The sequence below is a fragment of the Arthrobacter sp. Soil763 genome, assembly GCF_001428365.1.
Taxonomy (GTDB): domain Bacteria; phylum Actinomycetota; class Actinomycetes; order Actinomycetales; family Micrococcaceae; genus Arthrobacter.
The window spans coordinates 487478-513722 of the sequence record NZ_LMSH01000002.1 but is presented as its reverse complement, the minus strand read 5'-3'; the positions used below and the strand labels follow the sequence as shown (position 1 = coordinate 513722).

24 protein-coding genes, 2 tRNA genes and 2 pseudogenes are annotated in these 26245 nt (G+C 69.8%); 12 read left to right on the top strand and 16 right to left on the bottom strand.

Going from position 1 to position 26245, the window contains the following annotated elements:
* The first annotated feature begins 11 nt into the window (after positions 1–11).
* The 3 genes from ASG71_RS05980 to asd all read left to right on the top strand — a co-directional run bounded on the left by ASG71_RS05980 (position 12) and on the right by asd (position 2180).
* The gene (locus ASG71_RS05980; RefSeq protein WP_056737769.1) at positions 12–428 is read left to right on the top strand and encodes a hypothetical protein; all 417 of its coding nucleotides are present in this window, start codon (positions 12–14) and stop codon (positions 426–428) included.
* A gap of 101 nt (positions 429–529) precedes the next feature.
* The gene (locus ASG71_RS05975) at positions 530–946 is read left to right on the top strand and encodes a hypothetical protein (RefSeq protein ID WP_235563942.1); all 417 of its coding nucleotides are present in this window, start codon (positions 530–532) and stop codon (positions 944–946) included.
* Positions 947–1037: 91 nt separating this feature from the next.
* Complete coding sequence (gene asd / locus ASG71_RS05970; protein WP_056737768.1) at positions 1038–2180, top strand: aspartate-semialdehyde dehydrogenase; 1143 nt, start codon at positions 1038–1040, stop codon at positions 2178–2180.
* On the opposite strand, the gene ASG71_RS05965 is transcribed toward asd, so the two are convergent.
* The gene (locus ASG71_RS05965; protein ID WP_056737767.1) at positions 2177–3298 is read right to left on the bottom strand and encodes a winged helix DNA-binding domain-containing protein; all 1122 of its coding nucleotides are present in this window, start codon (positions 3296–3298) and stop codon (positions 2177–2179) included. The two genes, asd and ASG71_RS05965, sit on opposite strands and share 4 nt — an antisense overlap.
* Positions 3299–3497: 199 nt before the next feature.
* Here ASG71_RS05965 and ASG71_RS05960 point away from each other — a divergent pair, with 199 nt between their 5' ends.
* Entirely contained in the window at positions 3498–3899 is a 402-nt protein-coding gene (locus ASG71_RS05960) for a hypothetical protein (protein ID WP_235563941.1), read from the top strand.
* Between the two features lie 42 nt (positions 3900–3941).
* Here the strand turns inward: ASG71_RS05960 and ASG71_RS05955 are convergent, their stop codons facing one another.
* The 4 genes from ASG71_RS05955 to ASG71_RS05940 all read right to left on the bottom strand — a co-directional run bounded on the left by ASG71_RS05955 (position 3942) and on the right by ASG71_RS05940 (position 7315).
* Positions 3942–5009: a UDP-N-acetylmuramate dehydrogenase gene (locus tag ASG71_RS05955; RefSeq protein ID WP_056737765.1), complete on the bottom strand. Its 1068-nt coding sequence runs from the start codon at positions 5007–5009 to the stop codon at positions 3942–3944.
* A 99-nt stretch (positions 5010–5108) separates the two neighbouring features.
* Positions 5109–6383, bottom strand: a complete 1275-nt coding sequence (locus ASG71_RS05950) for an MFS transporter (RefSeq protein WP_056737764.1) — start codon at positions 6381–6383, stop codon at positions 5109–5111.
* A 15-nt stretch (positions 6384–6398) separates the two neighbouring features.
* Positions 6399–6836: a MaoC family dehydratase gene (locus tag ASG71_RS05945; RefSeq protein ID WP_056737763.1), complete on the bottom strand. Its 438-nt coding sequence runs from the start codon at positions 6834–6836 to the stop codon at positions 6399–6401.
* A 2-nt stretch (positions 6837–6838) separates the two neighbouring features.
* Positions 6839–7315, bottom strand: a complete 477-nt coding sequence (locus ASG71_RS05940) for an FAS1-like dehydratase domain-containing protein (protein WP_056737762.1) — start codon at positions 7313–7315, stop codon at positions 6839–6841.
* Positions 7316–7465: 150 nt separating this feature from the next.
* On the opposite strand from ASG71_RS05940, the gene ASG71_RS05935 reads away from it, so the two are divergent.
* Together ASG71_RS05935 and ASG71_RS05930 are read left to right on the top strand one after the other, a co-directional pair.
* Positions 7466–7843 (top strand): ArsR/SmtB family transcription factor, encoded by a 378-nt coding sequence (locus ASG71_RS05935; protein ID WP_056737761.1) that lies wholly within the window; start codon positions 7466–7468, stop codon positions 7841–7843.
* Positions 7840–9519 carry a SulP family inorganic anion transporter gene (locus ASG71_RS05930; protein WP_056737760.1) on the top strand — a complete coding sequence of 560 codons (1680 nt, stop codon included), beginning with the start codon at positions 7840–7842 and terminating at the stop codon, positions 9517–9519. The genes ASG71_RS05935 and ASG71_RS05930 overlap by 4 nt, the downstream gene beginning before the upstream one ends.
* Here ASG71_RS05930 and ASG71_RS05925 read toward each other — a convergent pair.
* The 5 genes and pseudogenes from ASG71_RS05925 to ASG71_RS05905 form a co-directional block, all read right to left on the bottom strand.
* Complete coding sequence (locus tag ASG71_RS05925; RefSeq protein WP_056737759.1) at positions 9509–9733, bottom strand: DUF3188 domain-containing protein; 225 nt, start codon at positions 9731–9733, stop codon at positions 9509–9511. The two genes, ASG71_RS05930 and ASG71_RS05925, sit on opposite strands and share 11 nt — an antisense overlap.
* Before the next feature lie 19 nt (positions 9734–9752).
* Positions 9753–10678 (bottom strand): annotated as a pseudogene (locus ASG71_RS17175) (DUF2797 domain-containing protein).
* A 29-nt stretch (positions 10679–10707) separates the two neighbouring features.
* Complete coding sequence (locus tag ASG71_RS05915) at positions 10708–11571, bottom strand: HpcH/HpaI aldolase/citrate lyase family protein (RefSeq protein WP_056737758.1); 864 nt, start codon at positions 11569–11571, stop codon at positions 10708–10710.
* Positions 11572–11664: 93 nt separating this feature from the next.
* On the bottom strand, positions 11665–12609 hold the full coding sequence (locus ASG71_RS05910; protein WP_056737757.1) for an aldo/keto reductase: 945 nt from the start codon (positions 12607–12609) through the stop codon (positions 11665–11667).
* A gap of 26 nt (positions 12610–12635) precedes the next feature.
* Positions 12636–14342, bottom strand: a complete 1707-nt coding sequence (locus tag ASG71_RS05905; RefSeq protein ID WP_056737756.1) for a glycoside hydrolase family 13 protein — start codon at positions 14340–14342, stop codon at positions 12636–12638.
* 89 nt (positions 14343–14431) lie between these two features.
* Between ASG71_RS05905 and ASG71_RS05900 the strand changes: the two genes are divergently transcribed.
* The 4 genes and pseudogenes from ASG71_RS05900 to ASG71_RS17160 all read left to right on the top strand — a co-directional run bounded on the left by ASG71_RS05900 (position 14432) and on the right by ASG71_RS17160 (position 19030).
* Positions 14432–15658, top strand: a complete 1227-nt coding sequence (locus ASG71_RS05900) for an ROK family protein (RefSeq protein ID WP_235563940.1) — start codon at positions 14432–14434, stop codon at positions 15656–15658.
* Positions 15659–15865: 207 nt separating this feature from the next.
* A pseudogene (locus ASG71_RS17170) lies at positions 15866–17677 on the top strand (M43 family zinc metalloprotease); the annotation flags it as partial.
* Positions 17678–17720: 43 nt separating this feature from the next.
* Positions 17721–18626: a hypothetical protein gene (locus ASG71_RS17165; protein WP_414826662.1), complete on the top strand. Its 906-nt coding sequence runs from the start codon at positions 17721–17723 to the stop codon at positions 18624–18626.
* Positions 18524–19030 carry an LGFP repeat-containing protein gene (locus ASG71_RS17160; protein WP_414826661.1) on the top strand — a complete coding sequence of 169 codons (507 nt, stop codon included), beginning with the start codon at positions 18524–18526 and terminating at the stop codon, positions 19028–19030. Before ASG71_RS17165 ends, ASG71_RS17160 begins: the two co-directional genes overlap by 103 nt.
* Positions 19031–19091: 61 nt before the next feature.
* On the opposite strand, the gene ASG71_RS05880 is transcribed toward ASG71_RS17160, so the two are convergent.
* Entirely contained in the window at positions 19092–19751 is a 660-nt protein-coding gene (locus ASG71_RS05880) for an SDR family oxidoreductase (protein WP_056737752.1), read from the bottom strand.
* A gap of 309 nt (positions 19752–20060) precedes the next feature.
* On the opposite strand from ASG71_RS05880, the gene ASG71_RS16575 reads away from it, so the two are divergent.
* Complete coding sequence (locus ASG71_RS16575) at positions 20061–20243, top strand: hypothetical protein (RefSeq protein WP_157366243.1); 183 nt, start codon at positions 20061–20063, stop codon at positions 20241–20243.
* 107 nt (positions 20244–20350) lie between these two features.
* Here ASG71_RS16575 and ASG71_RS05870 read toward each other — a convergent pair.
* From ASG71_RS05870 to ASG71_RS05855, 4 genes are all read right to left on the bottom strand, one after another.
* Positions 20351–20427, bottom strand: a tRNA-Met gene (locus ASG71_RS05870).
* A 60-nt stretch (positions 20428–20487) separates the two neighbouring features.
* Positions 20488–20559: transfer RNA gene (locus ASG71_RS05865), tRNA-Thr, on the bottom strand.
* Positions 20560–20865: 306 nt separating this feature from the next.
* Positions 20866–22917 (bottom strand): DEAD/DEAH box helicase, encoded by a 2052-nt coding sequence (locus tag ASG71_RS05860; protein ID WP_056737750.1) that lies wholly within the window; start codon positions 22915–22917, stop codon positions 20866–20868.
* Positions 22918–23310: 393 nt separating this feature from the next.
* The gene (locus ASG71_RS05855) at positions 23311–23964 is read right to left on the bottom strand and encodes an MOSC domain-containing protein (protein WP_056737749.1); all 654 of its coding nucleotides are present in this window, start codon (positions 23962–23964) and stop codon (positions 23311–23313) included.
* Between the two features lie 191 nt (positions 23965–24155).
* Between ASG71_RS05855 and ASG71_RS05850 the strand changes: the two genes are divergently transcribed.
* Positions 24156–25343 carry an acyl-CoA dehydrogenase family protein gene (locus ASG71_RS05850; RefSeq protein ID WP_056737748.1) on the top strand — a complete coding sequence of 396 codons (1188 nt, stop codon included), beginning with the start codon at positions 24156–24158 and terminating at the stop codon, positions 25341–25343.
* Between the two features lie 97 nt (positions 25344–25440).
* On the opposite strand, the gene ASG71_RS05845 is transcribed toward ASG71_RS05850, so the two are convergent.
* Complete coding sequence (locus ASG71_RS05845; protein WP_056737747.1) at positions 25441–26241, bottom strand: SDR family oxidoreductase; 801 nt, start codon at positions 26239–26241, stop codon at positions 25441–25443.
* Positions 26242–26245: the final 4 nt, after the last annotated feature.

The following is a 26245-nucleotide window of genomic DNA, read 5'->3' as shown; positions in this document are numbered from 1 at the left end:
CGACAGCGCCTGTGAGCTTCGATCGCGAGCGTGAACGCCGGAACGATGAGGTGCATGCCGACCACAAGGAGGCGCTCGCACGGGGCGAGAAGCGCGTGCTGCGTAGGACCGACACCGGCGACCTGCACAGTTACCGCGCGGACGAAATCGGGTTCTCCCCCGGCCGCGGACAGGCTCAGGTCCGCTCCTGGTGGGGCATGGGCATTCTCAGTGCCGTGATGGGACTGCTGGTCCTCCTTTCCCTGGTGTTGCTGCTCAGCCCCGTGGGCCGGGGAGAGCAGCCGTTCTGGGGCGCACTCTTCCTGACGGCTCTCGGAGGTTTTGGAGCCTGGTACCTCTTCAGCATGGCAAGGGGCGAGTACCGCGCCAAAAAGCTGCGGACAGAGCGGCGGGCACCCGAGCCGGGCGCCGGGCACGTTCCGCAGTAGTTCGCGGGGCCGGGCCGCCGTCACGCAGCCGGGGCTTCAATGAAGCCCCGGCGAGGCCAGGGAAATCGGACCACATCCACGCCATCAAACGGGAGGACCACGTGCCTAAAGACGCGGCAGACCACCAGCACGACGAAGAGATCCGCGCCCGCCACGAACGTGCCGTGGCTGCCGGCGAGAAGCGGCTCCTGACCAGGACCATGGACCGCGGCCGGCTGCATTCCTACGCCGCGGACGAGATCGGCTTTGCCCGCGCCGGGTCCGGCCCGATCGTCACCACTGCGTCCGGGCTAGTTCTCCTGGCGGCCGTGTTCGCCGCCGTGACCGTGTGCTCGGTTTTCCTCGTAGCCGCCCCCACCTCGCGGGGTGAAAGCCCGCTGTGGGGCGCCCTCGTGCTGACCGTGATTGGTGCCGCCGGAGTGCTCTACGCCGTCCGGCTTGCCGCCTCCGAATTCACGGCCCGGCGCATCCGCCGCCAGCGCGGCCTTCCGGAACCGAGCCCGCGGCAGCTGGACTGACGGGGAGCTTGCCCCGGGCGGTGCCGCGCGAGGCGGACGGCCGTGACGTAACCGACTGCGTCCCGTCCGCCGCAAAGTCTAAACTGGGCCAATGACTACAGCAGCAACCCCGTCCGTCGGACTGGTCGGTTGGCGTGGCATGGTCGGCTCCGTCCTGATGCAGCGCATGCAGGACGAGGGCGACTTCGCCAACATCAACCCGGTCTTCTTCTCCACCTCGAACGCCGGAGGCGACGCCCCGGCCGTCGCCGGTGCGGCGGCGGGCGCTGCCGGCAAGCTGGAGGACGCGTACGACGTCGAGACGCTGGCCAAGCTGCCCATCATCGTCACCGCCCAGGGCGGGGACTACACCAAGAAGGTCCACGGCGAGCTGCGCGGCCGCGGTTGGGACGGACTCTGGATCGACGCCGCCTCCACCCTGCGGATGAACGAGGACTCGATCATCGTGCTGGACCCGATCAACCGCGACGTCATCGACGCCGGCCTCTCCGGCGGCGTCAAGGACTACATTGGCGGCAACTGCACCGTCTCCTGCATGCTGATGGGCCTGGGCGGGCTTTTCAAGAACGGCCTCGTCGAATGGGGCACCTCCATGACCTACCAGGCGGCCTCCGGCGGCGGCGCCCGGCACATGCGCGAACTGCTGAGCCAGTTCGGCACGCTGAACGCCGAGGTCAGCAGTGAACTGGACGACCCGGCGTCGGCCATCCTCGAAATCGACCGCAAGGTCCTGGCGCACCAGCGCACCGACATCGACGCCACCCAGTTCGGGGTGCCGCTGGCCGGCTCGCTGATCCCGTGGATCGACGCGGACCTCGGCAACGGCCAGTCCAAGGAAGAGTGGAAGGCCGGGGTGGAGACCAACAAGATCCTGGGCACCTCCGGCGCGGACCGCGTGATCATGGACGGCCTGTGCGTCCGGATCGGCGCCATGCGCTCCCACTCCCAGGCGCTCACGCTCAAGCTCCGCGAGGACCTCTCGGTCGCCGAGATCGAGAAGCTCCTGGACGCGGACAACGAGTGGGCCACCGTCGTGCCCAATACCAAAGAAGCCTCGATGGCGGACCTCACCCCCGTGGCGGCCTCCGGAACCCTCGACATCCCGGTGGGACGCATCCGCAAGCTCGAAATGGGTCCGGAGTACATCAGCGCTTTCACCGTCGGCGACCAGCTTCTCTGGGGCGCTGCCGAGCCGTTGCGGCGCATGCTCAAAATCGCCACCGGCACGCTTTAGCCGCCGGGGCGTTCCAGCCCCAGGAACCGGCGGTATTTCGCGGCCTGCCGCTCAAAGGATTTTTGAGCGGCAGGCCGCAGTCCGTTAACGACGTCGAAAGGCTCCGGCACCACGCTGCCGCGCCGGCCGTTTCCGGGCGCGGACCAGGTTCCAATCACGGCACCGCCGGCCACCAGCGTCTTCTTGAACACGCCGTTGCCGCCGGGCACGACCCGGTCCGCGTGGTGGGCAGGCAGCACCACGGACCGGTCCGTGTAGCCCAGCAGGAACTCATCGAACGCCGGCAGCGCCAGCACACCGCGCTGGGCGGGCAGACCGGCGTCGAGCAGCCCGGCGGTCTCCGGTGAAAGCCAGTACTGGGTTCCCTCGAATTCCAGCTCCACCAGGCAGTCCCGCACCGCGGCCAAAGCCGCCCGGGTTTCGGTGAGCGGAATGCCGGACCACCAGGCGAAATCCCGCACAGTGGCCGGGCCGTGGCCGCGGAGGTATCGCAGCAGCCATTCGGCGACGCCCGCTTCACGGTCCAGGGTCCGCGAGTCCTTGATCCATTCATCGAAGGCCACCACCTGCTGCTGGTTGCCGGCCAGCGGGCCCAGCACCAGCAACCTCTGCTGGCACAGCATGGCCAGCAGGTGGATTCCCCGCTGGCCGGCGGTCGGCTGGCCGGCTTGCTCGAAGGCGCCGAACAGTTCCGCCCGGCTGGCCGGGTTCCCGCCGGCCACCCGGCGCAGCGCAGCTTCGGCGGCGGCGTCGACGTCGGCCGTGGTGATGCCCAGCTCCCGGTGCCGCCCGGCCAGACTCCGGATGAGCCGGCCGGAGGTGAGCTCCAGGACCCACTTCAAGTCCTCCGGTGCCAGCAGGTGCAGGGTCCCCCGCATAGGCCAGGAGCGGACAATTTCGCCACGGTCCAAGGCCGCACGGACCTCGGCCGCGCGTGAGCCCGGAACCCGTTGTCCCACGGCCCACAGCGCCGCTTGCAGGTCCTGCGCCTGCAGGGCCGGCATCGACCGCACCGCGTCCGGCACGGTCCGGAAGCCGGGCCCCGCCAGCCCCTGGGCGGCCAGCCGGAGTCTGCCCAACACGGGCCGGGTCAACCGTGTGCGCACCGTTGCTGCCATGAGCTCATCCTAGGACCGGAGCCGGACACTCCGGCGGCATCCGGCCGCGGGCCCACGCGGCTGCCTCCCCGCACCCTCCCAGCCTGCGCCCAGCCGGCGTGATTAAAGTGGATTCGTGACTTTGGCTGAGACATGGCCGCGCCTGCGGCCCCTGTGCAGGAGGCTGGCCCTACTGGGCTGGGCATCCAGCGCTGCCGGGATGGCAGCCGGACTCGCCATTGCCATCGCCAGCGGAACCCGCCTCTCCCCACTCATGACGACGTTCCAGGCGGTCTCCACCGGGAGTATGGTCCTGGCCATGGCCAGCTTCGTCACAGCGGCGACGCTGCAGCCCCGCTCCCCCGTCCGGCCGGAGAACGACCGGACCGCGACCGATCACGATCCCGCGGCGGAGTTCCCCGCAACGGTGCAAAGCTTCCTGCTCGGCTCGCTGGCCCTGCTGGCCGGCGCCGTCGCCTTCGCCGGTGCCGGCCTGTTGCTGCGGAGCGGTCCCAGCGCCCAGTCGATAGCGTTCTGCCAGGTGTTCCTGCTCGGCGCGGCGGCCTCCGGGTTCACCTTCATGCTCTTCAGCAAGGTCACCCCGCGCCGCAGCGGCGGCTGAACCCGCACCGACGGCTACCGGCGCCGTCGCCGGGGATGTGGCTTAGAGCCCGACGCCGATTAGCAGCGGTTCCGGGTGCAGTTCAATGCCGAAACGTTCGGTGACTCCGCGGCGCACCTCGCGGGCGATGGAGAGCAGGTCCGCGGTGCTGGCGCCGCCGCGGTTGGTGATGGCCAGGGTGTGTTTGGTCGACAGCGAGGCACGGCCGCCGGAGACGCTGCCGGGTTCCAGGCCGAAACCCTTGCCGAAGCCGGCCTGGTCAATCAGCCAGGCGGCGGAGAGCTTGGTCAGCCCCTCGGCGCCTCCGGGGTACCGCGGGGCGTTCTCGGGAAGCCGCGCGGCGACCTCGTCCGGCACGATCGGGTTGGTGAAGAAGGAACCGGTGGAGTAGGTGTCCCGGTCCTCCGGGTCCAGCACCATCCCCTTGGAGCCACGGAGCTTCAGCACTTCCCGCCGGACATCGTTGGCGTAGGCGCGCTGGCCGGGCTCGACGCCGAGCACCCGGGCCAGCTCCGCGTACCGGATAGGCGCGCTCATCCGGCCCAGCGGCAACTGGAACTCGACGGTGAGCACCACGTAGCGCGGGGAACCGTCCACGGTCGCCTGCTTCAGGATCGAATCGCGGTAACCGAACTTCAGCTCGGCGTTGGTGAACGTCCGGACGGCGCCGCGCTCCCGGTCCCAGGTGCGCACCGCCGCGATGGTCTGGGAGACATCCGCGCCGTAGGCCCCGACGTTCTGCACCGGCGTCGCGCCCGTAGCGCCGGGAATCCCGGACAGCGCTTCCAGGCCGGACCAGGCGTGCCTGACGGCGTGGTCCACCAGGGCATCCCAGTTGTGGCCGGCCTGCACGACGACGGATACGCCGCCGCAGGAGTCTTCAGCGTTGACGGCGAAACCCTCGGACGCAATTTTCAGCACCGTGCCGGGGAAGCCTTCGTCGCTGACCAGCAGGTTGGAGCCGCCGCCGATGATCAGCAGCGGCTCGCCGGCGTCATCCGCTCCGCGGACGGCGTCGATGATCTCCGGCTCGGTGCGGGCTTCGACATAATTGGCGGCGGGGCCGCCGACGCCGGCCGTGGTCAGGGCGGAGAGCAGTGTCTGGGTCACCCCTCCAGCCTAGCCGGGTTCCCTGCACCGCCCGAAAGCGCGCCTTCCGCCGGCCGGCGTCTGCACTGTCCGGCGTCTGTACTGCCGGCGTCGGCGCGGTCAGGCGGTCTTGCGGGCCACCGGCGAGAGCAGGAAACTGACCACCAGCATCACCATGACCGCCAGCAGCGAGTGCAGGATGCCGACGTGTTCGGCCAGCAGGCCCAGCAGCGGAGGCCCGCACAGGAACGCGCCGTAACCGATGGTGGAGACCACGGAAACGCGGGCGGCCGCCTTTGCCGGGTCGTCGGCGGCGGCCGACATCCCCACCGGGAAGCCCAGCGACGCGCCAAGGCCCCACACCGCCAGTGCCACGTAGGCCAGCCACGGGACGGGTGCGAAGACGAACAGGCCCAGACCGGCCACGGCGAGCGCGGCGCACCAGCGCATGACGGGCACCCGGCCGAAGCGGTCAAGAGCGACGGTGCCGGCGAAACGGCCCACGGTCATGAACGTGACGAAGAGCCCGTACCCGGCCGCTCCCGCAGCGTCGGACTGGCCGTGCCCGTCGGCCAGCGCCAGCGCCACCCAGTCCCCGGCTGCGCCCTCGGCCAGGGCCAGGCCCAGCACCAGGACCCCCAGCAGCAGGGTGCGGCGGTCGCGCCAGGCCTGGGCGATCTGCCGCTTGCTGTCCAGCGGTTCGGCCGTGCCCTGCGCCGCCGGGCTGATAACCGGCAGCGGCCCGGTGGACGGGTCCTCGAAGGTATCCGTCCCCGACGGGGTGAACTGTGCGTCTTCCACCGGTGTGATGTCGGCACGGAACCAGGCAGCGGCGGTCGCCACGGAGCCGGCCACCAGCACGCCGATCCCGGCCAGGTGCCAGAAGACCGGAACCCCTGCCCCGGCGGACCAGGCACCCACCGCGGCGCCGGCGACGGTGCCCAGGCTGAACGCCCCGTGCAGCCGGGGCATGATGTGCCGCCGCACCGCGCGCTCGACCGCGGCGCCTTCGACGTTGGACGCGGTGTTCCAGCTCGCCGTGCCGAGCCCGACGACGGCGAGGCCCGCCGCCACCGCGAGCGGATTGACCAGCACGGAGGTGCCGAACCCGGCGAGCACCAGTCCGGCGCCCACCATGATGCTGCCGATCCGGATGGTCTGCTTGGAGCCGAACCGCAGCACGATCAGCCCCGAGGCGGATACGGAGACGAAGGAACCCAGCGTCATGCACAGCAGCAGCAGCCCGACGTTGCCCGGGGTGAGGTCGAGTCCATCCCGGATGGCCGGCAACCGGGACACCCAGCTGGCAAAGGCGATCCCGCTGAAGGCGTAGGCGGCCACGACGGCGTTGCGCCAGCGGGTGACCTCCGCCGACGGGAAGGCGCGGACCTTCACTGCAGCGTCACGGAATCAGGCCAGCCTGACGACGGCCTGGGCCTTCATCAGGACCTTCTGGCCGCCCGAGACGACCGTGAGGTCCACGCGGGCGGTGCCGGCATCGGCGTCGAGCATACCGACCGCGGCGCTGACCTCGATCACGGCGCCGGCATCCGGGGTGCCGGTGGTGTCGGCCACCGGGACCGGCTTGCTGAAGCGGGTCTGGAAGTCCACGACGGCGGCCGGGTCCCCGGCCCAGTCGGTGACCAGCTGGACGGCGGCGCCCATGGTTAACATGCCGTGCGCGATCACCCCGGGCAGCCCGACGCCGGTGGCGAACGCCTCGTTCCAGTGGATCGGGTTGAAGTCGCCGGAGGCGCCGGCGTATTTGACGAGGTCCGTGCGGGTGACCTCGATGCGGCGGCTGCCGAGGTCCTGACCGACGGTGAGCTCTGCAAGGGTGGGTTTCATGGCTACTGTCCCTCTCCGCGGACCAGGATGGACGAGGTGGTGGTGGCGACGGCGTCGCGCTGCCCGCCGCCGTCGCGTGCGTCGCCGGTGAGGGCGTAGATTTCGGACCGCGTGGTGATCATGGCGCCGCCTCCCATGGCGCGGACGCCGTCGACGTGCAGTTCGGCGACGAGCCGGTCCCCCGCGGTGATCGGGCGGTGGTGGACGAACCGCTGGTCGGCGTGGACCACGCGGGAGAAGTCAATGCCGGACTCCGGGTCCTCGATCAGCTGCGCGTCCGCGCGCTGGGCAACGATGATCGCGAAGGTGGGCGGAGCCACCAGATCGGCATGGCCCAGGGCCCGGGCGGCGTCGACGTCGAAGTGTGCCGGGTGGGTGGCCTTGACCGCGCGGGCGAATTCGCGGATCTTCTCGCGGCCGACGTCATACACCTCTGCGGCAGGGTAGGTTCGGCCCTGCAGATCCGGATTGATAGTCATGGCTCCAGCCTAGCGCCCTGCCCCGGGGCGGCATTCCCCCGTTACGCCGCCCACGGGCCCTTGCATCCACGCGATATGATGGAACCATCAATTCATAAATCCGCTGCCCGGTTGCCGCCGGGCAGCCAGCCAGGAGAGGGCAGGACCGCCGTGATTTCCGCCGCGCAGACCCCCTTGTACGAGATCAAGGCCAACCTGTTCAAGGCCCTGGCCCACCCCGCTCGGATCAGGGTGCTGGAACTACTGGCAGCCGCCCCGGACACCGCCGCCCCGGTCAGCCACCTGCTGGCGGAGACCGGGCTGGAAGCCTCCCACCTGTCCCAGCATCTGGCCACTCTGCGCCGGCACGGTGTGGTGACCTCGGTGCGGACGGCCAACGCCGTGACGTACCGGCTGGCCCACCCGAAAATTGCCGAGCTGCTCGCCATCGCCCGGATCTTCCTGCTGGACAGCCTGGCGGATTCCAGCGAACAGCTCCGGCTGGCGCAGGAGCTGCCGGCCGCGCCGCTCCAAGGTTCCGCGTCATGACCGCCGCGACGGCTACCCCCGGCACCCGCGGCCGGTTCAGCCGCTTCCTGCCCTCCCGCCGTGACTACGACGGGCTGCGCGGCTCGTGGCGGACGGATCTGCTCTCCGGCATCACCGTGGGCATCGTTGCCCTGCCGCTGGCCCTCGCCTTCGGCGTGAGTTCCGGCGTCGGCGCGGAGGCCGGGCTCATCACCGCGGTGGTCGCCGGGCTGGTGGCCGCCGTCATGGGGGGATCACACGTGCAGGTGTCAGGGCCCACCGGAGCCATGGTGGTGGTTCTGGCCCCCGTGGTCGCCACGCACGGCGTCGGCAGCATCGCTCTGGTCTCCGTGCTGGCCGGGCTCCTCGTCATCGTCCTCGGCATCAGCGGCCTGGGCCGGGCCGTCGCGTTCATCCCGTGGCCGGTCGTGGAGGGCTTCACCCTCGGCATCGCCACCATCATTTTCCTGCAGCAGGTGCCCATGGCCACCGGCACGACGGGGGTGCCGGGCCACAACACCGTGCTGGCCGCCATCGAGAGCGCCGCCAAAGCCACGGCGCCCGCTGTGCTGCAGACCTTGGCCGTCGTGGCGGGTGTCGCCGCGGTGATGTTGTTGTTGCCCCGGCTAAACAAAGCCATCCCGGCCAGCCTGGCCGCGGTGCTGCTGGCCACCGTGGCCGCCGAAATCCTGGACCTGCCCATTCCGCGGATCGGCGCCCTGCCGCACTCCCTTGCTGCACCTTCGTTGCCGGCACTGGACCCTGCGTCCCTGGGCGCCCTGTTCATGCCGGCGGTGTCCATCGCCGCGCTCGCGGCCATCGAATCCTTACTCTCGGCCCGGGTGGCAGCCGGGATGGTCGGCCCGGACGGCCGGCCCACCGGCGCTTACAGCCCGGACCGCGAACTTACCGGCCAGGGCCTGGCGTCGGTGGCGGCGGGCTTCTTCGGCGGCATGCCGGCCACGGGCGCCATCGCCCGGACCGCCGTCAACGTCCGCTCCGGAGCGAAGACCCGGCTGGCGGCGGTGGTCCATGCCCTGGTGCTGTTGGCCATCATCTACGTCGCGGCCGGCCTGGTGGGCCGGATACCGCTGGCGGCCCTGGCCGGGATCCTGATGGTCACGGCGACCCGCATGGTCTCGCGGCAGACCGTGGCGGCGGTGCTGCGCTCCACCCGCGCCGACGCCTTCGTCTTTGTCCTGACAGCGCTGATCACTGTCGCGTTCGACCTGATCGTGGCGATCGAGATCGGGCTGGTCGCGGCGGCCGTGTTCACGTTGCGGAAGTTCGCCTCGCTGAGCGGGGTGCAGCGCGAAGACATCCCGGGACCGGCGGCTCCTGGTGACGCGCACATTGCCGTCCTCCGGCTGGACGGTGCCATGTTCTTCGGAGCAGCGGAGCGGGTCCTTCAGGAGATTAGCCAGGTCAAGGACATCCAGGTCGCGATTATCCGTCTCTCGCAGGTCCGAATGCTCGACGCGACCGGGGCGCACACACTGGTGGACGTCATCTCGGCGCTGGAACTGCGCGGCGTCACGGTGCTGCTTAAGGGCGTCCAGCCGCAGCATCTGGACCTGGTGACCAATGTCGGCGTGATCCGGTCACTGCGGCACCACAAGCACCTGTTCGATACCCTGCCGGACGCTGTGGAGCACGCGCGCAGCCACGTGCTGCGAAACGCGGCCGCTACCGCTTGAGGTTTTTCCGGATCGTCTGGCCGCGGACCACGATCCCGGCGATATGCAGGACCAGACCGAGGCCGATCACAGCCAGGGACGCCAGGGCCAGGCCGCGGTTGCCGGTGTTGTTGCCGACCAGGTTCAGGACGATCCCGGCGGCGATCAGCCCCATGGCGCTGAAAACGAGCACCTTGTAGGTGGTTGACGCGGTAGCCCAGAATTCGTTCAGCACCCAGCCAGTCTACCGGGGTTCAGAACAGCGCCTCCTGGACGGCCGGGACCTCGGCGCCGTAGTCGCCGAGGTTGATCCACCTGGCTTTCAGCAGGCCGAGGTTGACGATGAAGTCGAGGTCGGCCCCGTCGAGCCGGGCCAACGCGATGCTTCCGCTCAACGCGCCGATCCGAAAACCGTGGGCTCCCGTGTCGAGGTCGTGCGGGTACGCGTGCCGGAGGGACGGGGCGCAGGCCGCTGCCATTGCTCATCCACGACGTCGAAGCCGTCACCGCCGGCGCGGGCCAGCAACTCCCGGACCGCCGCGGCGGCCCGGGCGTTCAGGGCCTCCAGGGTGGTCTCCGGCGGCGGCGCGGTGAGCGCGGCGGCCTTCGCGGCCGAGCGGATCTGCTGCGGCAGCCCGGCATCGCGGGTGACCTGGTCCTCCAGGATCCGGACCACCCGGCCGTCGGCGGCCCGGGCGACGTACCGGGCGGTGACCGCGCCCTGCTCCGCCAGCCGGTTCCACTTGCGCAGGTCGGCGGCTGTGCCGATCTTGCTGGCGCCGTTGGCGAAGGTCGCGACATAGAGCCAGTGCGGCTGCATCAGTTAGGCGCGCAGCCCGGGCGGAACGCGTCCGCCGCGGTGGAAGTCGTGGATCAGGCGGGAGTCGTCGACGGCGAAGCAGGGCCCGCACTGCGTGCCGCGCACGGCCGGCGCCCGGTCCGGGCAGCTGAGGTGGTCACGCTCGGCCGGGCCGTGGACCCGGTGGCGGCCGAGGCAGTACCGCCCCGCGGCGGCGACCCGGAAACCCAGCCGGGTCCCGGCGTCGAGCGCCACGTCCGTCACGGCGCCCGCGGGATCCTGCAGCCGCAGCGCCACGCGGCCGGTCTCCGACGCTGCCGTCCCGGCGGGCGCGGGGCCATCCCAAAAGACCCCGTGCACCAGATGGCGGGCATCGGTCACGGGGTCTCCTCGCTGGGGGCTGGATCCGGCTACAGGGCCGGCTGCACCCCAAAGGCTACCGCGAGCTTCATGATCTTCTCCGCGCGGCCCAGGCGCGGCAGGTCGGAGCCGTCCCGGATGACCCGGCCGTTGGCCTCGAAATCGGCCATGAAGTCCGTGGCCCAGGCAACGTCGGACGGCGTCGGGCTGATGACCTCGTTGATGACCGGGGTCTGGTCAATCGCGAGGCAGAGTTTGCCGGTCATGCCCATCATCACGGTGATCCCGGTCTGTTCGCGCAGGATCGGGTGGTTGGTGCCGACCGTGGGGCCGTCGATCGGGCCCGGCAGGTTGCCCACCCGGCTGGCGACGACGAGTTTGGCCCGCGGGTAAGCCATGGCTTCCGGGGTCGCGGCCATACCGGTGTCGCGGCGGAAATCACCGGAGCCGAAGGCCAGCCGGAACGCGCCCTGGGCCTTGGCGATGTTGTTTGCTTCCTCAATGCCGACGGCGGACTCGACCAGCGGGATGACCGGGGTCTTGCCGTCCATGCGGTGGAAGCTCTCGGTGACCTGGTCGGCGGACTCGGTCTTGGCCAGCATGACGCCCAGCAGGCCCGGGGTACCGCGGAGCCCGGCAAGGTCATCTGCCCAGAACGGGCTCGTGGCGTCGTTGATCCGGACCCAGGCGCTGCCGCCGGCGGTCAGCCAGTCCACGACGTGCTCGCGGGCTGCGTCCTTCTGCGAGGGGTCCACCGCGTCTTCGATGTCGAGGATGATGGCGTCCGCGCGGGACTCCGCCGACGGGCCGAAGAGTTCCGGCTTCATGGCGTTGACCAGCAGCCAGGAGCGGGCAATTTCAGCCGGGACGTTGCGTTGGGGCCGGACAATCCCGGCGGTGGTGGTAGACGTCATGACTCTACGCTAGCCGCCCGGACAGGTCAGCTGCCAAGTATTGCTCCGGATCGGGGCGACCAATACGACCAAAATCACCCCGTCCGGGCGGCGCTAGGGGATGTTGCTGCCGCGCGCCGTGATCCAGAGCCGGTACCACTCGGCCCGGGTCATGCCGGCGGCCACCTCGGCGGCGCCGGCACAGGCCCGGATCCGGTCGGGGTTGGCGGTGCCGATGACCGGTGCAATCCCGGCCGGGTGCTTCATCAGCCAGCCCAGCAGGACGGCTTCGCCGGTGGTGCCCTTCGCCGCCGCCATCGCGGCCACCAGCGCGGTGGTGGCCGTCTCGGCGGCGCTCGGGTCCGCGGCAGGCGCGCCCGTGTACAGGCCGCGGGAGAGCGCCCCGTAGGCCTGGAGGCTGATGCCGCGCCGGACGCAGTGCTCCACCGTGCCGTGCGGGAAGCTGTAGTCCGTGCCTTCGGCGTGGTTGACCAGCACAGTGCTTTCCAACCAGGCCCGGGCGGACAGGCTCATCTCCAGCTGGTTGGCCACCACCGGAGTTTCCAGTCGGTCCTGCAGCAGGTCAATTTGCGGCGCCGACATGTTGGAGACGCCCACGGCGCGGATCTTGCCCTCGGCCAGGAGCTGGCCGACGGCGGACGCCACCTCCGCCGGGTCCAGCAACGGATCCGGGCGGTGCAGCATGAGAACGTCGACGTAGTCGGTCCGCAGCCGGGCGAGGCTTCCGTTGACCCGGTCCAGGATCGAGTCGCGGCTCAGGTCGTAGAACGCGTCGAGGCCCTCCTCGCCCAGCCGGATCCCGCACTTGGTCTGCAGCCGGATCCGCTCACGCAGTCCGGGGGTCTGCGCCAGGACCTCGCCGAAGACCGCCTCGGCCTTGCCGTGACGGTAGATGTCCGCGTGGTCAAAGAGCGTGATGCCTGCGGCCAGGGCGGCGTCAACCGCGGCAGCCGCCTCGTCCACCTGGGCGGACGAGTACGGCTCCGCGGACCAGCTGCCGCCCAGGCCCATGCAGCCGTAGATCAGCTCCTGTCCCATGCCGGGCTGGTGCTCCGCGGGGAGCGTCACCGCAGCCAAACAGTGGTGTTGCCCGGCAGCTGGTTGCCCGCCAGCGGTCCGCTGCTGATCAGCACCTCGCCGGCCGGCAGCTCGACGGGGCTGTCGCCGAAGTTGGTCACCGACTGCCAGCCGCCGTGGCGGCGGAAGTGCAGCACGTCGGCGTGGCCGGACTCGACCCATTCCAGCTCCTCGGAGGTTTGCAGCTCGCGGCGCAGCTTGAGGGCCTTGCGGTAGAACTCCAGGGTGGAGCCGTCGACGCCGTCCTGGGCAGCCACGGCGTAGCCGCTGAACCAGGCCGGCTGCGGCAGGTGGGCGCCGCCGTCGCCGAAGCCGAAGGAGGAGCCTTCCGGCGCCCACGGCAGCGGGACGCGGCAGCCGTCGCGGCCGATTTCGACGCCCTTGTTGCGGAAAAAGGTCGGGTCCTGGCGTTCGGAGTCCGGGATCTGGGCGACTTCCTGCAGTCCCAGTTCCTCACCCTGGTACAGGTAGGCCGAGCCGGGCAGCGCCAGCATCAGCAGGGTCGCGGCGCGGGCGCGGCGCAGGCCCAGGTCGACGTCGAGTTCCTCGGCCGGGGCGCCGGCGAGCAGCCAGCCCTTGCCGTCCTGGCCCTTGGCGTGTTTGCCGCCGCCCTTGGGCAGGCCGTAGCGGGTGGCGTGCCGGACGACGTCGTGGTTGGAGAAGACCCAGGTGGAGGAGGCGCCGGATTCGGTGGCCTCGGCGAGGTTGCGGGTGATGATCTCGCGGAACTCCTCGGCGTCGAAGTCGGCCTGCAGCAGGTCGAAGTTGAACGCCTGGCCCAGCCCCTCCGGGCTGGCGTAGCGGGCGCGGCGGGAGGCGTGGACCCAGGCCTCGGCGACGGCGGTGCGCGGCGGGTTGTATTCGTTGAAGACCTCGCGCCACTCGACGTAGATCTCGTGCACTTCGTCGCGGTCCCAGAACGGGTGCGAGCCGTCAACGTGGCCGTCGGCACCGGTTCCGGCCTCGCTGAGCTCGACCCTGGACAGAAGCGGCTCGGTCAGGTCCTTGGTCAGGGCGTGCGCGACGTCCACGCGGAAGCCGTCCACGCCGCGGTCTGACCAGAAGCGCAGCGTCTTGAGGAAGTCGTCGCGGATTTCGCGGTTGGCCCAGTTCAGGTCGGGCTGTTCCTTCGCGAAGATGTGCATGTACCACTGGCCGGGGGTGCCGTCGGGTTCGGTGATGCGTTCCCACGCCGGCCCGCCGAAGACGGACTCCCAGTCCGAGGGCGGGATTTCGCCGTTTTCACCCTTCCCGTCACGGAAGATGTAGCGGTCGCGGGCTGCCGAGCCGCGCGGGGACGCGAGGGCTTCCTTGAACCATTCGTGCCGGTTGGAGGAGTGGTTGGGAACGATGTCCGCGATGAGCTTGATGCCGGCGGCGTGCAGCGCCTTGGACATCTCGTCGAAGTCCGCCAGCGTGCCCAGCTTCGGGTCCACGTCGCGGTAGTCGTCGACGTCGTAGCCTCCGTCGGCGAGGGCCGAGGGGTAGAACGGGGAGAGCCAGACGGCGTCAATCCCGAGTTCCTTCAGGTACGGGACCTTGGCGGTGATGCCCTTGATGTCGCCGAGGCCGTCGCCGTTCGAGTCGGAGAAGCTGCGCGGGTAGATCTGGTACACGGACGCCTGGCGCCACCAGTTCGGGTCGGCGGCGAGGTCGGAACCGGACAGGGTTGCCAGCGTGGCGGTGTTGGACAAGGTGTGCATCCTTTGGGGCCGGGAGCGTTTCGGACAGCGGCGGATCCCGGCGGACCGGAATCTGCTAATTTAGATAGAAGCTAAATCTATTGCCGGATCAATTATGGGTCCGCAGTCATCGGGAGGTCAAGATTCCGAAGCCGCAGGCCGCCGCCACCCCCCAGCTGCTGCGCCGGGTGAACGCCCAGGCCGTGCTGGCCGCCATCCGCGGAACCGACGTCGCGACCGGGACGGAACTGATGGCCCGGACCGGGCTGACGCGGGCCTCGGTGATCGCCGTCTGCGAGGACCTAATCCGCCGCGGCTGGATCCGCGAACTCGACGCGCCCCGCAGGGACTCCCCCGCCGCCAGCCCGCAGAAGGGACGGCCGGCCCGGCGCTTTGAACTGCAGGCCCGGGCCGGCGTCGTGCTCGGGATCGATATCGGGGCGGCCACCACGACGACGGCGGTGGCCGACTTGCGCGGGACCGTCCTGGCCCGGGCGAGCGGCAGCTTCCGCGCCGCGGACATCCCCGCCGCGGAGCGGGTCAGCGTGGTGGACCGCACCTGCCGGCAGGCCCTCGCGGCCGCGGGCGAACCGGCAGGGAAGGTCCTCGCCGTCGGCGCCGGCATCGCCGCCCCGGTGGACCGCCGTGGGAACGTGTTGGCCTCCCAGCACTTCTGGAGCCTGTTCGACGTCGGGCTGCGCGCCGCGCTGCAGGACCTCCACGGCTGGACCGTCCTGCTCGAAAATGATGCCAACCTGGCCGCCCTCGGTGAACGCTGGCGCGGATCCGGCGCCGGCGTCGATGACCTTGTGGTGATCCTGGCCGGCGAGCGCCTCGGCGCCGGGGTGCTGGAGTCGGGCCGGCTGCTGCACGGCAGCAGCGGCGGCGCCGGGGAGATGGGCTTCCTGGACATGGTGGAGGGCGTCGGTTCCAGCGAGGGAATCGCCAGCCTGGCCCGGCGGTGGCAGGCCGCCGGTGGTGGGCCGGCAGCCGGCGGCGTTGCAGATGCCCGCCAGGTCTTCGAGGACGCGGCAGCCGGGGACGCCGCCGCCCGGGCGATCCTGAACCGCCTCGCGGAACGGATGGCCCGGGTCGTCGCCGCGGTCGCCAGCCTGCTCAACCCCGAGCAGGTGGTGATTGGCGGGGCCGTCGCCGACTCGGCCGGAGCGCTCATCCCGGGCATCACCGCCGCCCTGCCACGGTTCACCGCCACTCCCCCGCTGGTGACGGTCTCGCCGCTGGGCGACCGGATCGTGACGGTGGGCGCCGTCCGGCACGCCCTGGACTACGTTGAGGCCAACGCCCTGGAGCTGGAACTGGCCGGCTGACCGCTGTCCGGAGCCGACGTCCTCGGCAGGAGCTGATCCTCAAGATTCGGCAACGATTCGATACCCAAGTCGAAAGTTTGACGCAGGTTTCCTTTTATTGCAGCGTGCCATCCGTAGACTGACCTCACTCTTTGGTCTCTTGCGGCCGTTCAGCCGGACCCCGGCTGGGCGGCGGTCTCATGAAAGAAAAAAGTGAACTCTCTACGGATGAAGACTGCGCTGTTCGCCGCAGTTGCCCTGGCTCTGGCATCGCTCCCGACGACCGGCCTCGCGCCGGCTGTGGCCGAGCTGGCGCCTACGCCGGTCGCGACGGCGACCGCCACCACCTCACCAGAGGCTCCGACGGCCACGCCCATTCCGACGTCGCCCACTGCCACCTCGGCTCCCAGCACCACGCTCCAGCCGACTGAGGACCAGCCGGCCCCGAGCCCTTCCGCCACGGCCGAGGCGCCGCTGACCACGATTGAGTCGCTGCCGGTAGAGGACGGCCAGTCTCCGGTGATCGCCCACACGTTCGAGAACCCGCCCCCGGCGGGCAAGAAGGGCGCACCCGCCGGCGCCGAGGCGCGGTCCCTCACCACGGAGTCCTACTCGCTGGCCCGCTCCGGCGACATCAAGGTTCGGCTGGTCCTAGTACAACTGGCCGACAACAAGGCCACCATTTCGGAATCAGCCGCCAGGGCTTCGATCACGACCAGCAGCAACTACTGGAAGACCATGTCCAACGGTCGCCTGTCGATGACGGTGTCGAAAGTGGAAGCGCGCAACAGCAAGGCGACCTCGACCCAGAGCTACGCGAGCATGATGACCACGATCACCAATGAGATCGGCTGGTCTCCGAGCCCCTACACGGCCCTCGTCGTATTCGTTTCCACGCCCACGCTCTCCGCGGGCGCGTATGGCGCCGGCTGGAGCTATGACGGGACCAGCGGAAAGGTCATCATGCCGCTGCCGGCATCGCTGACCAACAGCGTCCTGACCCACGAGTTCGGCCATGTCCTGGGCCTGATGCACGCCAACAGCCTGCAATGCGGCAGCGGTGCCCAGGACGTCGCCACGAACTCGGACGGAACCTTCGCTGACCGCAGCTGTTACATCCGTGAATACGGGGACAGCCTGGACCTGATGGGCGTCTCGCAGACGATGCAGCCGGCTATCAGCTCCACCCTGTGGGCCTACGGCGGGTTCGGGCGGGGTGACGAGATTGTCGATGCCGGGACTGTCACCGACGTGAAGAAGATTTCCCTGACGGCCTGGGCCGGCACGGCGGCCCGTCGTGCGGTGAAATTCAGGGATGCCGTCAGTGGCGAGGTGTACTTCCTGGAACTCCGGCTGCCGGTCAGCTACGACACGGCCAAGGCCGTGTACCTGAACAGCGGTGTCAAGATCGTCCAGCAGTTCGGGGCGGGCTCGCTGATCCTGTTGCCCGATTCGAAGCCCTTCGACGGCTACTACAACCCCCGCCAGGCCTGGCAGGCCGGGGAGAAGTTCACCACGCACGCCGGGACTCGGGTCAGCATCGACGGCATCTCCGCCACGGCGGCGTCGATCACGGTCGAATCCAAAGCCTCGATCGTCGGCCGGTCCATTGCAGCGACCGCCGACGCCACCCCCGCGCTCGGGAGCGCGACCTCCGCCGTCGTCTGCGGCCTGATCAACGGCGGCTGCTACCGGAGCTTCCAGAGCGGCTCCGTCCACTGGTCTCCGGCCACCGGCGCCGTCGCAACGGTTGGAGCGATCCGGACCGCATGGGGCAGTCTCGGATACGAAAGAGGCAAACTCGGCTACCCCTCGGGCAAGGAGACCTGCGGCCTGATCAACGGCGGCTGCTACCAGTACTTCCAGGGCGGCACGGTTCACTGGTCCCCCGCGAGCGGCGCATTCGCCACGTGGGGCGGCATCCGGTCCACGTGGGCAGGCCTGGGATACGAAARGGGCAAGCTCGGCTACCCCWCCGGCAAGGAGACCTGCGGCCTGATCAACGGCGGCTGCTACCAGTCCTTCCAGGGCGGCACCATCCACTGGTCCCCAGGGCTACCCCWCCGGCAAGGAGACCTGCGGCCTGATCAACGGCGGCTGCTACCAGTCCTTCCAGGGCGGCACCATCCACTGGTCCCCAGCCACCGGCGCCAACGCAACGGTTGGAGCGATCCGGGCCGCATGGGGGAGCCTGGGATACGAAARRGGCAARCTCGGCTACCCCACCGGCAAGGAGACCTGCGGCCTGATCAACGGCGGCTGCTCCCAAGCCTTCCAAGCCGGCACCATCCACTACGCCCCCGGGGCGGGGGCATTCGCCACGTTCGATCCAATCCGCGTGGCGTGGGGAGACAGCGGCTACGAGAACGGGAAGCTGGGGTACCCGATCGCCAACGAGACCTGCGGTCTGATCAATGGCGGCTGCTACCAGGCCTTCCAGGGCGGCACGGTTCACTGGTCCCCCGCGAGCGGCGCATTCGCCACGTGGGGCGGCATCCGGTCCACGTGGGCAGGCCTCGGATACGAAAGGGGCAAACTCGGCTACCCCACCGGCAAGGAGACCTGCGGCCTGATCAACGGCGGCTGCTACCAGTCCTACCAGGGCGGCACCATCCACTGGTCCGCCGCGAGCGGCGCCAACGCAACGGTTGGAGCGATCCGGGCCGCATGGGGGAGCCTGGGATACGAAAGGGGCAAGCTCGGCTACCCCTCCGGCAAGGAGACCTGCGGCCTGATCAACGGCGGCTGCTACCAGTCCTTCCAGGGCGGCACGGTTCACTGGTCCCCCGCCACCGGCGCCGTCGCCACGTGGGGCGGCATCCGGTCCGCCTGGGGGAGCCTGGGATACGAAAGGGGCAAGCTCGGCTACCCCACCGGCAAGGAGACCTGCGGCCTGATCAACGGCGGCTGCTACCAGTCCTTCCAGGGCGGCACCATCCACTGGTCCCCAGCCTCGGCTACCCCACCGGCAAGGAGACCTGCGGCCTGATCAACGGCGGCTGCTACCAGTCCTTCCAGGGCGGCACCATCCACTGGTCCCCAGCCACCGGCGCCTACGCCACCTGGGGCCCGATTCGCGCGACGTGGGGCAGCCTCGACTACGAAAAGGGCAAGCTCGGCTACCCCACCGGCAAGGAGGCCTGCGGCCTGATCAACGGCGGCTGCTACCAGTCCTTCCAGGGCGGCACCATCCACTGGTCCCCCGCCACCGGCGCCTACGCCACTTGGGGCCCGATTCGCGCGACGTGGGGCAGCCTCGGCTACGAAAAGGGACGGCTGGGCTATCCTGCGGGAGCGGAGAGCTGCGATTCGGCCAACACCGCCTGCAGCCAGCGATTCCAGAACGGAACGATCGAGTGGTCTGCCGCGCAGGGCAGCGTGGTCAAACCCTAACGCCGCAATAAAAAGCCGCGGCCGGTCCCCCGTGGGACCGGCCGCGGCTTTTTTATTGGGTTCAGTCGGAACTCTCCAGGGCCGCGGCCAGCGGCAGGGTCCCGTCCCGGAACTCGATGGTGCGCCCGGCCGTCTCCGGCATGCCGAGCACCGCGGCGGCGACGCGAGCCACGTTCGAACGCGAGGTGTTGGTGCCGTCCGAGGTGTCCGAGGGGTTGACGTCGAGCAGCCCGTTGCCCGGGCCGTCGGTCAGGGCTCCCGGGCCCAGGATGGTCCACTCCAGGCCGCTCGACCGGAGGTGGGCGTCGGCAGCCGCCTTGGCCTCCGCGTAGGCGTGGAAACTGTTGTCCTCCGGGACGCCGTGGTCCGGCCCCGCGCCCAGGTAGGACACCATGACGTAGCGGCGGACTCCGGCCTGGCCGGCCGCGTCCATCGACCGGATGGCAGCGTCCCGATCCACGGCGTAGGTGCGTTCCGGGCTGCCGCCGCCCGCGCCGGCGGACCAGACGACGGCGTCGTGGCCCGTGAGCGCCTGGGCGAGCTCCGCCGTCGTCGCCTTTTCGACATCCAGCACCAGCGGCGCGGCGCCGGTGGAGGCGACGTCATCGCGGTGGTCCGGGTTGCGGATGATGGACGTCACCTCGGCCCCGTCCTGGGAGAGGATGGCGGAGAGTTCCAGAGCCACTTTGCCGTGGCCGCCGATGATCGCGATTTTTGTCATCGTCCCATTCTGTCCCAAGCGTGCCGGCCCCGCACCCCCGGCGCCGCCGCCCGCCCGTTTGCTCTCTCACGTGCCGGGGTTTTCACGGCCCGATCGGACCGCGTTCCGTCCTGCCGAAAAGGAGGGTGAGAACATGAACGGATGAGCGCATATAAGGTCGTGGACACCCAGTTCGATCGACAACGGGACGGCGTGTACCTAACGCAAATCATTCACGCCCCGATAAGGCAGCCATCGGGAGGGGTGAAGACTTTCATCCTGAGTGCGTCTGTCAACCGGCAAAAGAGCGACAGGGGATGGTCTAACGGCATGGTGTCTGTCCTAGACTCCGAGGCCGAGGGCTGGGGCGGCATCGTGAGTGTTGGGCGTGATGACGTTGTCCGCCAGGTTCCCTCGCCCAAGGACACCAAGGCCGACCATCAGGCGGCGCTTGAGGCGGTCGCTGCGGGTCTCCTTGAACGAGCTATCCGCGTCCTCACCATCGTCGATTGACTGCTCAGAGAGACAGTGATTCTTTCGGGAAGAATCGGCCCATTATCCGACCCGGTGGCTATAATCAGAAAGACCCCCGGAAACTCGCGAATTCCGGGGGTCTTATCTGGTAGCGGTGGGGAGGCTCGATCTCCCGACCTCACGATTATGAGTCGTGCGCTCTAACCAACTGAGCTACACCGCCACGAATGAGAAAAACCTGCGTCAAGCCGGTCAAACCGCCTTGACGCAGGCCCTCATTCAGAGCCCCCCACCGGAATCGATCCGGTGACCTCGTTCTTACCAAGAACGCGCTCTACCACTGAGCTAGGGGGGCAACGAGTAAATACTCTACCGGAAGATTCGGCTCCCAACAAATCGGCCGGGGTCCCCCGGCGTCCGCCGGAAAATCCCTGACTTTCCGCGGGTTCCGGGGCGTCCGAAGGGCCCCGCCGGGCTGCTTCGCGGGCGCCCGACCGACGGATGTGACGAAGCCGACTTCCGGCGCCATGCAGCCCGGCCTGGCCGGGGCGGAGCGCCACCCCGGCCGCCTCGGTTCCGGCACCAGATGCGGAGCCTTAAACGCAGGACGGGCCGGCTCAAAGCTGAGCCGGCCCGACCTTTTTAGCCTAGGTGCTGCTGGTTACCACTTGTTGCGGGGCTTGAAGCCACCCTCGTGGCGGGGCTTGCGGGTGTCGGAGCCAACGCCGCGCTCGCCCCGGTCGCTGTAGGAGCGGCCGCCGCGGTCAGCGGAGGAACGCTCGCCGTCGTGCTTGCGGAACTCACGCTTGAAGCCGCCGCTGCCCTTGAAGTTGCCGCTGCCGCCGGAGTAACCGCCGCGCTCGCCCCGGTCGCCGCCACGGTTGCCCTGGTACGCGCCGCGGTCGCCGGAGGGCTTGCGGCCGTTGTCCAGCTCCAAGTGGATCAGCTCGCCGCCGATCCGGGTGCGGGACAGGGCGCGCAGCTGCTCGGGGCTCAGGTCGGCCGGGAGCTCCACCAGGGAGTGGTCCGAGCGGATGTCGATGCCGCCGATCTGGGCCGAGGAGATGCCGCCTTCGTTGGCGATGGCGCCAACGATGGAGCCCGGCATGACGCGCTGGCGGCGTCCGACGGCGATCCGGTAGGTGGCGTTGCCCTCGGTCAGCTGGCGGGACGGGCCGCGGGAGCCGAAGCCGTCCTTGGAGCGCTCGCGCTTCTGGTACTCCGGAGCCGCGGGCAGTTCCTTGACCAGGAGCGGCTGGCCGCCCTGCGCCATGACAGCCAGCGCGGCGGCGATCTCGGCGGCCGGCACGTTGTGCTCTTCCTCGTAGGAGGAGATCAGGTCACGGAACGCCGCGACGTCCTCGGACGCCAGGGTTTCGGTGATCTTGTCCGCGAACTTGCCCAGGCGCAGGGTGTTGACCGTCTCGGCGGTGGGCAGGTGCATCTGCTCGACCGGCTGGCGGGTGGCCTTTTCGATCGACCGCAGCAGGTACTTCTCGCGCGGCGTCATGAACAGGATGGCCTCGCCCGAGCGGCCTGCACGGCCGGTGCGGCCGATCCGGTGCACGTAGGACTCGGTGTCGTGCGGGATGTCGTAGTTGATGACGTGGCTGATGCGCTCCACGTCGAGGCCGCGGGCCGCGACGTCGGTGGCGACCAGGATGTCGATCCGGCCTTCCTTGAGCGCGTCGACGGTGCGTTCACGCTGCTGCTGCGGGATGTCACCGTTGATGGCGGCAGCCTGGAAGCCGCGGGCACGCAGCTTGTCGGCCAGGTCCTCGGTGGCCATCTTGGTGCGCACGAAGGCAATGACGCCGTCGAACTCTTCGACCTCGAGGATGCGGGTCATGGCGTCGAGCTTGTGCGGGCCCATGACCTGCAGGTAACGCTGGCGGGTGTTGGCGCCGGTGGTGGTCTTGGACTTGACCTGCACCTCGGCCGGGTTGTTCAGGTACTGCTTGGACATCCGGCGGATCTGGCCCGGCATGGTGGCGGAGAACAGGGCGACCTGGCGGCCCTCGGGGGTCTGCTGGAAGATCTGCTCCACGTCATCGGCGAAGCCCATGCGCAGCATCTCGTCGGCCTCATCCAGCACCAGGTACTGGAGTTCGGACAGGTCCAGGGAACCCTTGGCGATGTGGTCGATCACGCGGCCGGGGGTACCGACAACCACCTGGGCGCCGCGGCGCAGGCCGGCCAGCTGCGGGCCGTAGGCGGAGCCGCCGTAGACCGGGAGGACGGTGAAGTCGTCGATGTGCTTGGCGTAGGAGGTGAAGGCCTCGGCGACCTGCAGCGCGAGCTCGCGGGTCGGGGCCAGGACCAGGGCCTGGGTCTTGCGGGACGGGCCGTTCAGGTCGTGGAGTTCGGCCAGCCGGGACAGGGCCGGCACTGCGAATGCTGCAGTCTTGCCGGTACCGGTCTGGGCCAGGCCCACGACGTCGCGGCCTTCGAGCAGCAGCGGAATGGTGGCTGCCTGGATCGGGGACGGCTTTTCGTAGCCGACGTCCTGCAGGGCGGCGAGCACGCGGGCGTCGATGCCGAGATCGACGAAGCGGACGCCTTCCTCGTCGTCACCGGCGGGGGCCTGGGCCGATGCGGCTTCGGGGGCGGTTTCGGCGGCCGGCGTAGCGGCGGCTTCAGTCTCGGTGGTCTGGGTCTCGACGTCGGCCGGGGTGTTTTCGGTGTCGACGGAGTTGTTGTGATTTTCGGGCATAGGGGACTCTTCCTCATCCATAGGGGCCAGGCGGCACAACCCGAGGTGAGCGGAGCCGCAGTACGTGTGACACGCTTTCGCCGGGCAAACATTGACCGGCCGGTCACATAGAAGTCCGGCGCTTTCGCAATCCCATGGCAGGACTTCCCGCTGCATCTCTTGGCTGCTATCCCAGCAGTCTGTACAGCGTTTTCTTTAGCCGGCTCTCCCTATGAAAATGCCCGCATCACATTAGCGGGCCCCAACACTTACCAGTCCTGCCTCAAAAATTGGGCAGGAATAAGGGATTTCCGGAGTGGGGGATAGTTCAAGTGTAGGGCATGCGGCGGCGCCCGTGCCAACGCAGCGGCCTGCAGCGGCGGTGAGCTTGCGCACACCCTGCGCCGCAGGTACCTACTCCCCCGTCCTGGCCTGCAGCTTCGCGAACGCCTGCTGGTAGTCCGCTTGCAGCCGGATCAGCCCGTCGGCGTCGGCGTCGCGGAGCGCGTCCATATCCTGCACGGTGGGGTCGGAGAACCACTTGCCGACGCTGACACCGTGGGCCGGGACATACGTCCGGTGGATGTGGTCCCCGGCCTGGATGCTGCCGGTGCGCACCACCCGCAGGTACGCGCCCACCCGGCCGGCCTCAGTGAACCGCTTCACCCAGTGGGGCTCGTTCATCCGGCGTTGGAAGGTTGCGCAGGGCACCCGCGGGGAGGTGACCTCAACCTCCACGTCCAGCCCGATCCTCCAGCGTTCCCCGATCACCGCCGCGGTGGCGTCGAGCCCGGCAATCCGCAGGTTTTCCCCGAAGTAGCCCGGCGGGATGTCGCGGCCGAGCTCGGCGGCCCAGTAGTCGGCGTCGTCCTGGGAATAGGCGTACAGGGCCTGGTCCTCGCCGCCGTGGTCGTAGCGGTCAGCCTGCAGATCGCCGCGCAGGCCCAGCCGGTGGACCTTGACGGGCCCGTCCACGGGCCGCTTGTCGATCGCGGTCACGCCCAGCCTTCCCTCGTCGCTGAGCAGCTGGTGCACGCAGCAGACGGCCAGGACGGTGGCGGTATTCATGGCACCAGTGTAGGCCCGCGATGCCCGGGCGGCTGGAGGACGGCGGGCGGCGTTCCTGCCCGGTTACTTCGCCGCCGGCCGCCCCGCCGGGTCGCGACACCGGCGTGTCCGCCACGATCCGCGGGCCGGCCCGGAAGTAACCGGGCGGGAAGGTCCGGCCCACCGCCCGCACCGCGCCGTAGGATGCTCCAATGAGCAGTGTGGGAGCAACCGACGTGTCCGATGTCCTGGCGATCGACGCCCTGCTGAGCGCCGAGGAACTGGCCACGCGGGAGAAGATCCGCGACTTCACCCGCCAGCGGATCCGGCCCGGGATCGCCGACTGGTACGACCAGGGCATTTTCCCGCTCGAGCTGGCCGCCGAGCTGGGCGAACTCGGTGTCCTGGGCATGCAGCTGCAGGGCTACGGCTGCCCGGGCCGTTCCGCCGTCGAATACGGGCTCGCCGCCATGGAGCTGGAGGCCGGCGACTCCGGCATCCGCACCTTCGTCTCGGTGCAGGGGTCGCTGGCCATGACCGCCATCCACCTGTGGGGCTCGGAAGACCAGAAGCTGCACTGGCTCCCCCGGATGGCGGCCGGTGAAGTGATCGGTTGCTTCGCCCTCACCGAACCCACGGCCGGCTCCGATCCGGCTGCCATGCAGACGACAGCCCGCCGGGACGGAAGCGGGGACGGAGCCGGCTGGATCCTGGACGGGGCCAAGCGCTGGATCGGACTCGCCTCGGTGGCCGACGTGATGGTGGTCTGGGCCATGACCGACGACGGCGTCCGCGGCTTCCTGGTTCCAGCCGGGACGCCCGGCGTCACGGCGGTGCCGATCGGCGGGAAGCTGTCCATGCGCGCCTCGATCCAGTGCGATGTCACGTTCGACGGCGTCCGCCTCGGCCCCGAGGCGCAGCTGCCGGCCGCCCGCGGTCTCCGCGGCCCCTTCAGCTGCCTGAACGAGGCACGCTACGGCATCGCGTGGGGTGCGATGGGTGCCGCCCGCGACTCCTACGAGGCGGCGCTCGCCTACGCGCAGGAGCGGCTGCAGTTCGGCAGGCCGCTTGCCGGCTACCAGCTCACCCAGGAGAAGCTGGTGAACATGCTGGTCGAAATCCAGAAGGGCACCTTGCTGGCGCTGCAGCTGGGCCGGCTCAAGGACGCCGGGAAGCTGCGGCCGGAACAGATTTCCCTGGGCAAGCTGAACAACGTGCGGGAGGCAATCGCCATTGCCCGCGAGGCGCGCACCATCCTGGGCGGGAACGGCATCACCCTCGACTACTCGCCGCTGCGGCACGCCGCGAATCTGGAGTCAGTACGGACCTACGAGGGCACCGACGAGGTCCACACCCTGGTCCTGGGCCAGCACATCACCGGGCTGGCCGCGTTCCGGTGAACCCGAGATGACACGTCGCGGCAGTGTCGTTGCGGAACACTGCCGCGAGCTGCCACCTCGGCGGGGGGCTCGGACTCGGCGGGGTGGTCGGGAAGCGTCAGGCGGAGAAACCGCCGTCGGCCTTGACCAGCTGCCCGGACACCCAGCGGCCCTCGGGCGAGAGCAGGAATGCCACGGTCCCGGCCACGTCGGCGGGGGTGCCGAGCCGGCCGCCGGGCTGGCGCCGGGACAGTTCCTCGCGCAGCGGTTCGTCCATCCAGCCGGTGTCCACCGGTCCCGGGTTGAGGGCGTTGGCGCTGATGCCCTGCGGCCCCAGCTCCCGGGCGGCCGCAATCACAATCCGGTCCAGGGCTCCCTTGGACGCGCCGTAGGGCAGGTTGAAGGCCGTGTGGTCGCTGGTCAGGGCGACGATCGCGCCGCCCTCGGCCGGTGCCCGCCGGGCGAAGGCGGCAATCAGCTGCCAGCTGGCGCGGGTGTTGACAGCGAAGTGCCGCTCAAAGCTCTCCAGGGTGGTATCCAGGATGCCGGAGTCCACGGATTCGGCGTGGCTGAGCACGAGCCCCTGGAGGGTGCCGGCTTCGGCGGCGGCCGCGGCCATCAGCCGATCGACGCCCTGCGGGTCCTCAAAGTCTGCGGGCACCGCCGTCACGGCGGCGCCGGTCGCCTGGAGCTCCGCGGTGAGGCGTTCGACGTCGTCCGGCTGGACGCCCCAGGGCATCCGGCTGTCATAGTCCTGCCAGTACGTGAGCACCAGGTCCCAGCCGTCCGCCGCGAGCCGCCGGGCCACGCCGGCGCCGATACCGGCGAGGCGGCCGACGCCGGTCACGAGGGCCGTTTTCCGCTGCGCCGGGCGGCCGGCGGGGGCGGCAGCTCCGGAGGGGGTCGGGGTGGAAGTCATGGCC

Coding starts and splice junctions, on each gene's coding strand:
- asd (WP_056737768.1), top strand. CDS start 1,038: ATGACTACAGCAGCAACCCCGTCCGTCGGACTGGTCGGTTGGCGTGGC.
- ASG71_RS05965 (WP_056737767.1), bottom strand. CDS start 3,298: ATGGCAGCAACGGTGCGCACACGGTTGACCCGGCCCGTGTTGGGCAGA.
- ASG71_RS05960 (WP_235563941.1), top strand. CDS start 3,498: ATGGCAGCCGGACTCGCCATTGCCATCGCCAGCGGAACCCGCCTCTCC.
- ASG71_RS05945 (WP_056737763.1), bottom strand. CDS start 6,836: ATGAAACCCACCCTTGCAGAGCTCACCGTCGGTCAGGACCTCGGCAGC.
- ASG71_RS05940 (WP_056737762.1), bottom strand. CDS start 7,315: ATGACTATCAATCCGGATCTGCAGGGCCGAACCTACCCTGCCGCAGAG.
- ASG71_RS05930 (WP_056737760.1), top strand. CDS start 7,840: ATGACCGCCGCGACGGCTACCCCCGGCACCCGCGGCCGGTTCAGCCGC.
- ASG71_RS05915 (WP_056737758.1), bottom strand. CDS start 11,571: ATGACGTCTACCACCACCGCCGGGATTGTCCGGCCCCAACGCAACGTC.
- ASG71_RS05910 (WP_056737757.1), bottom strand. CDS start 12,609: ATGGGACAGGAGCTGATCTACGGCTGCATGGGCCTGGGCGGCAGCTGG.
- ASG71_RS05880 (WP_056737752.1), bottom strand. CDS start 19,751: ATGACAAAAATCGCGATCATCGGCGGCCACGGCAAAGTGGCTCTGGAA.
- ASG71_RS16575 (WP_157366243.1), top strand. CDS start 20,061: ATGGTGTCTGTCCTAGACTCCGAGGCCGAGGGCTGGGGCGGCATCGTG.
- ASG71_RS05860 (WP_056737750.1), bottom strand. CDS start 22,917: ATGCCCGAAAATCACAACAACTCCGTCGACACCGAAAACACCCCGGCC.
- ASG71_RS05855 (WP_056737749.1), bottom strand. CDS start 23,964: ATGAATACCGCCACCGTCCTGGCCGTCTGCTGCGTGCACCAGCTGCTC.
- ASG71_RS05850 (WP_056737748.1), top strand. CDS start 24,156: ATGAGCAGTGTGGGAGCAACCGACGTGTCCGATGTCCTGGCGATCGAC.
- ASG71_RS05845 (WP_056737747.1), bottom strand. CDS start 26,241: ATGACTTCCACCCCGACCCCCTCCGGAGCTGCCGCCCCCGCCGGCCGC.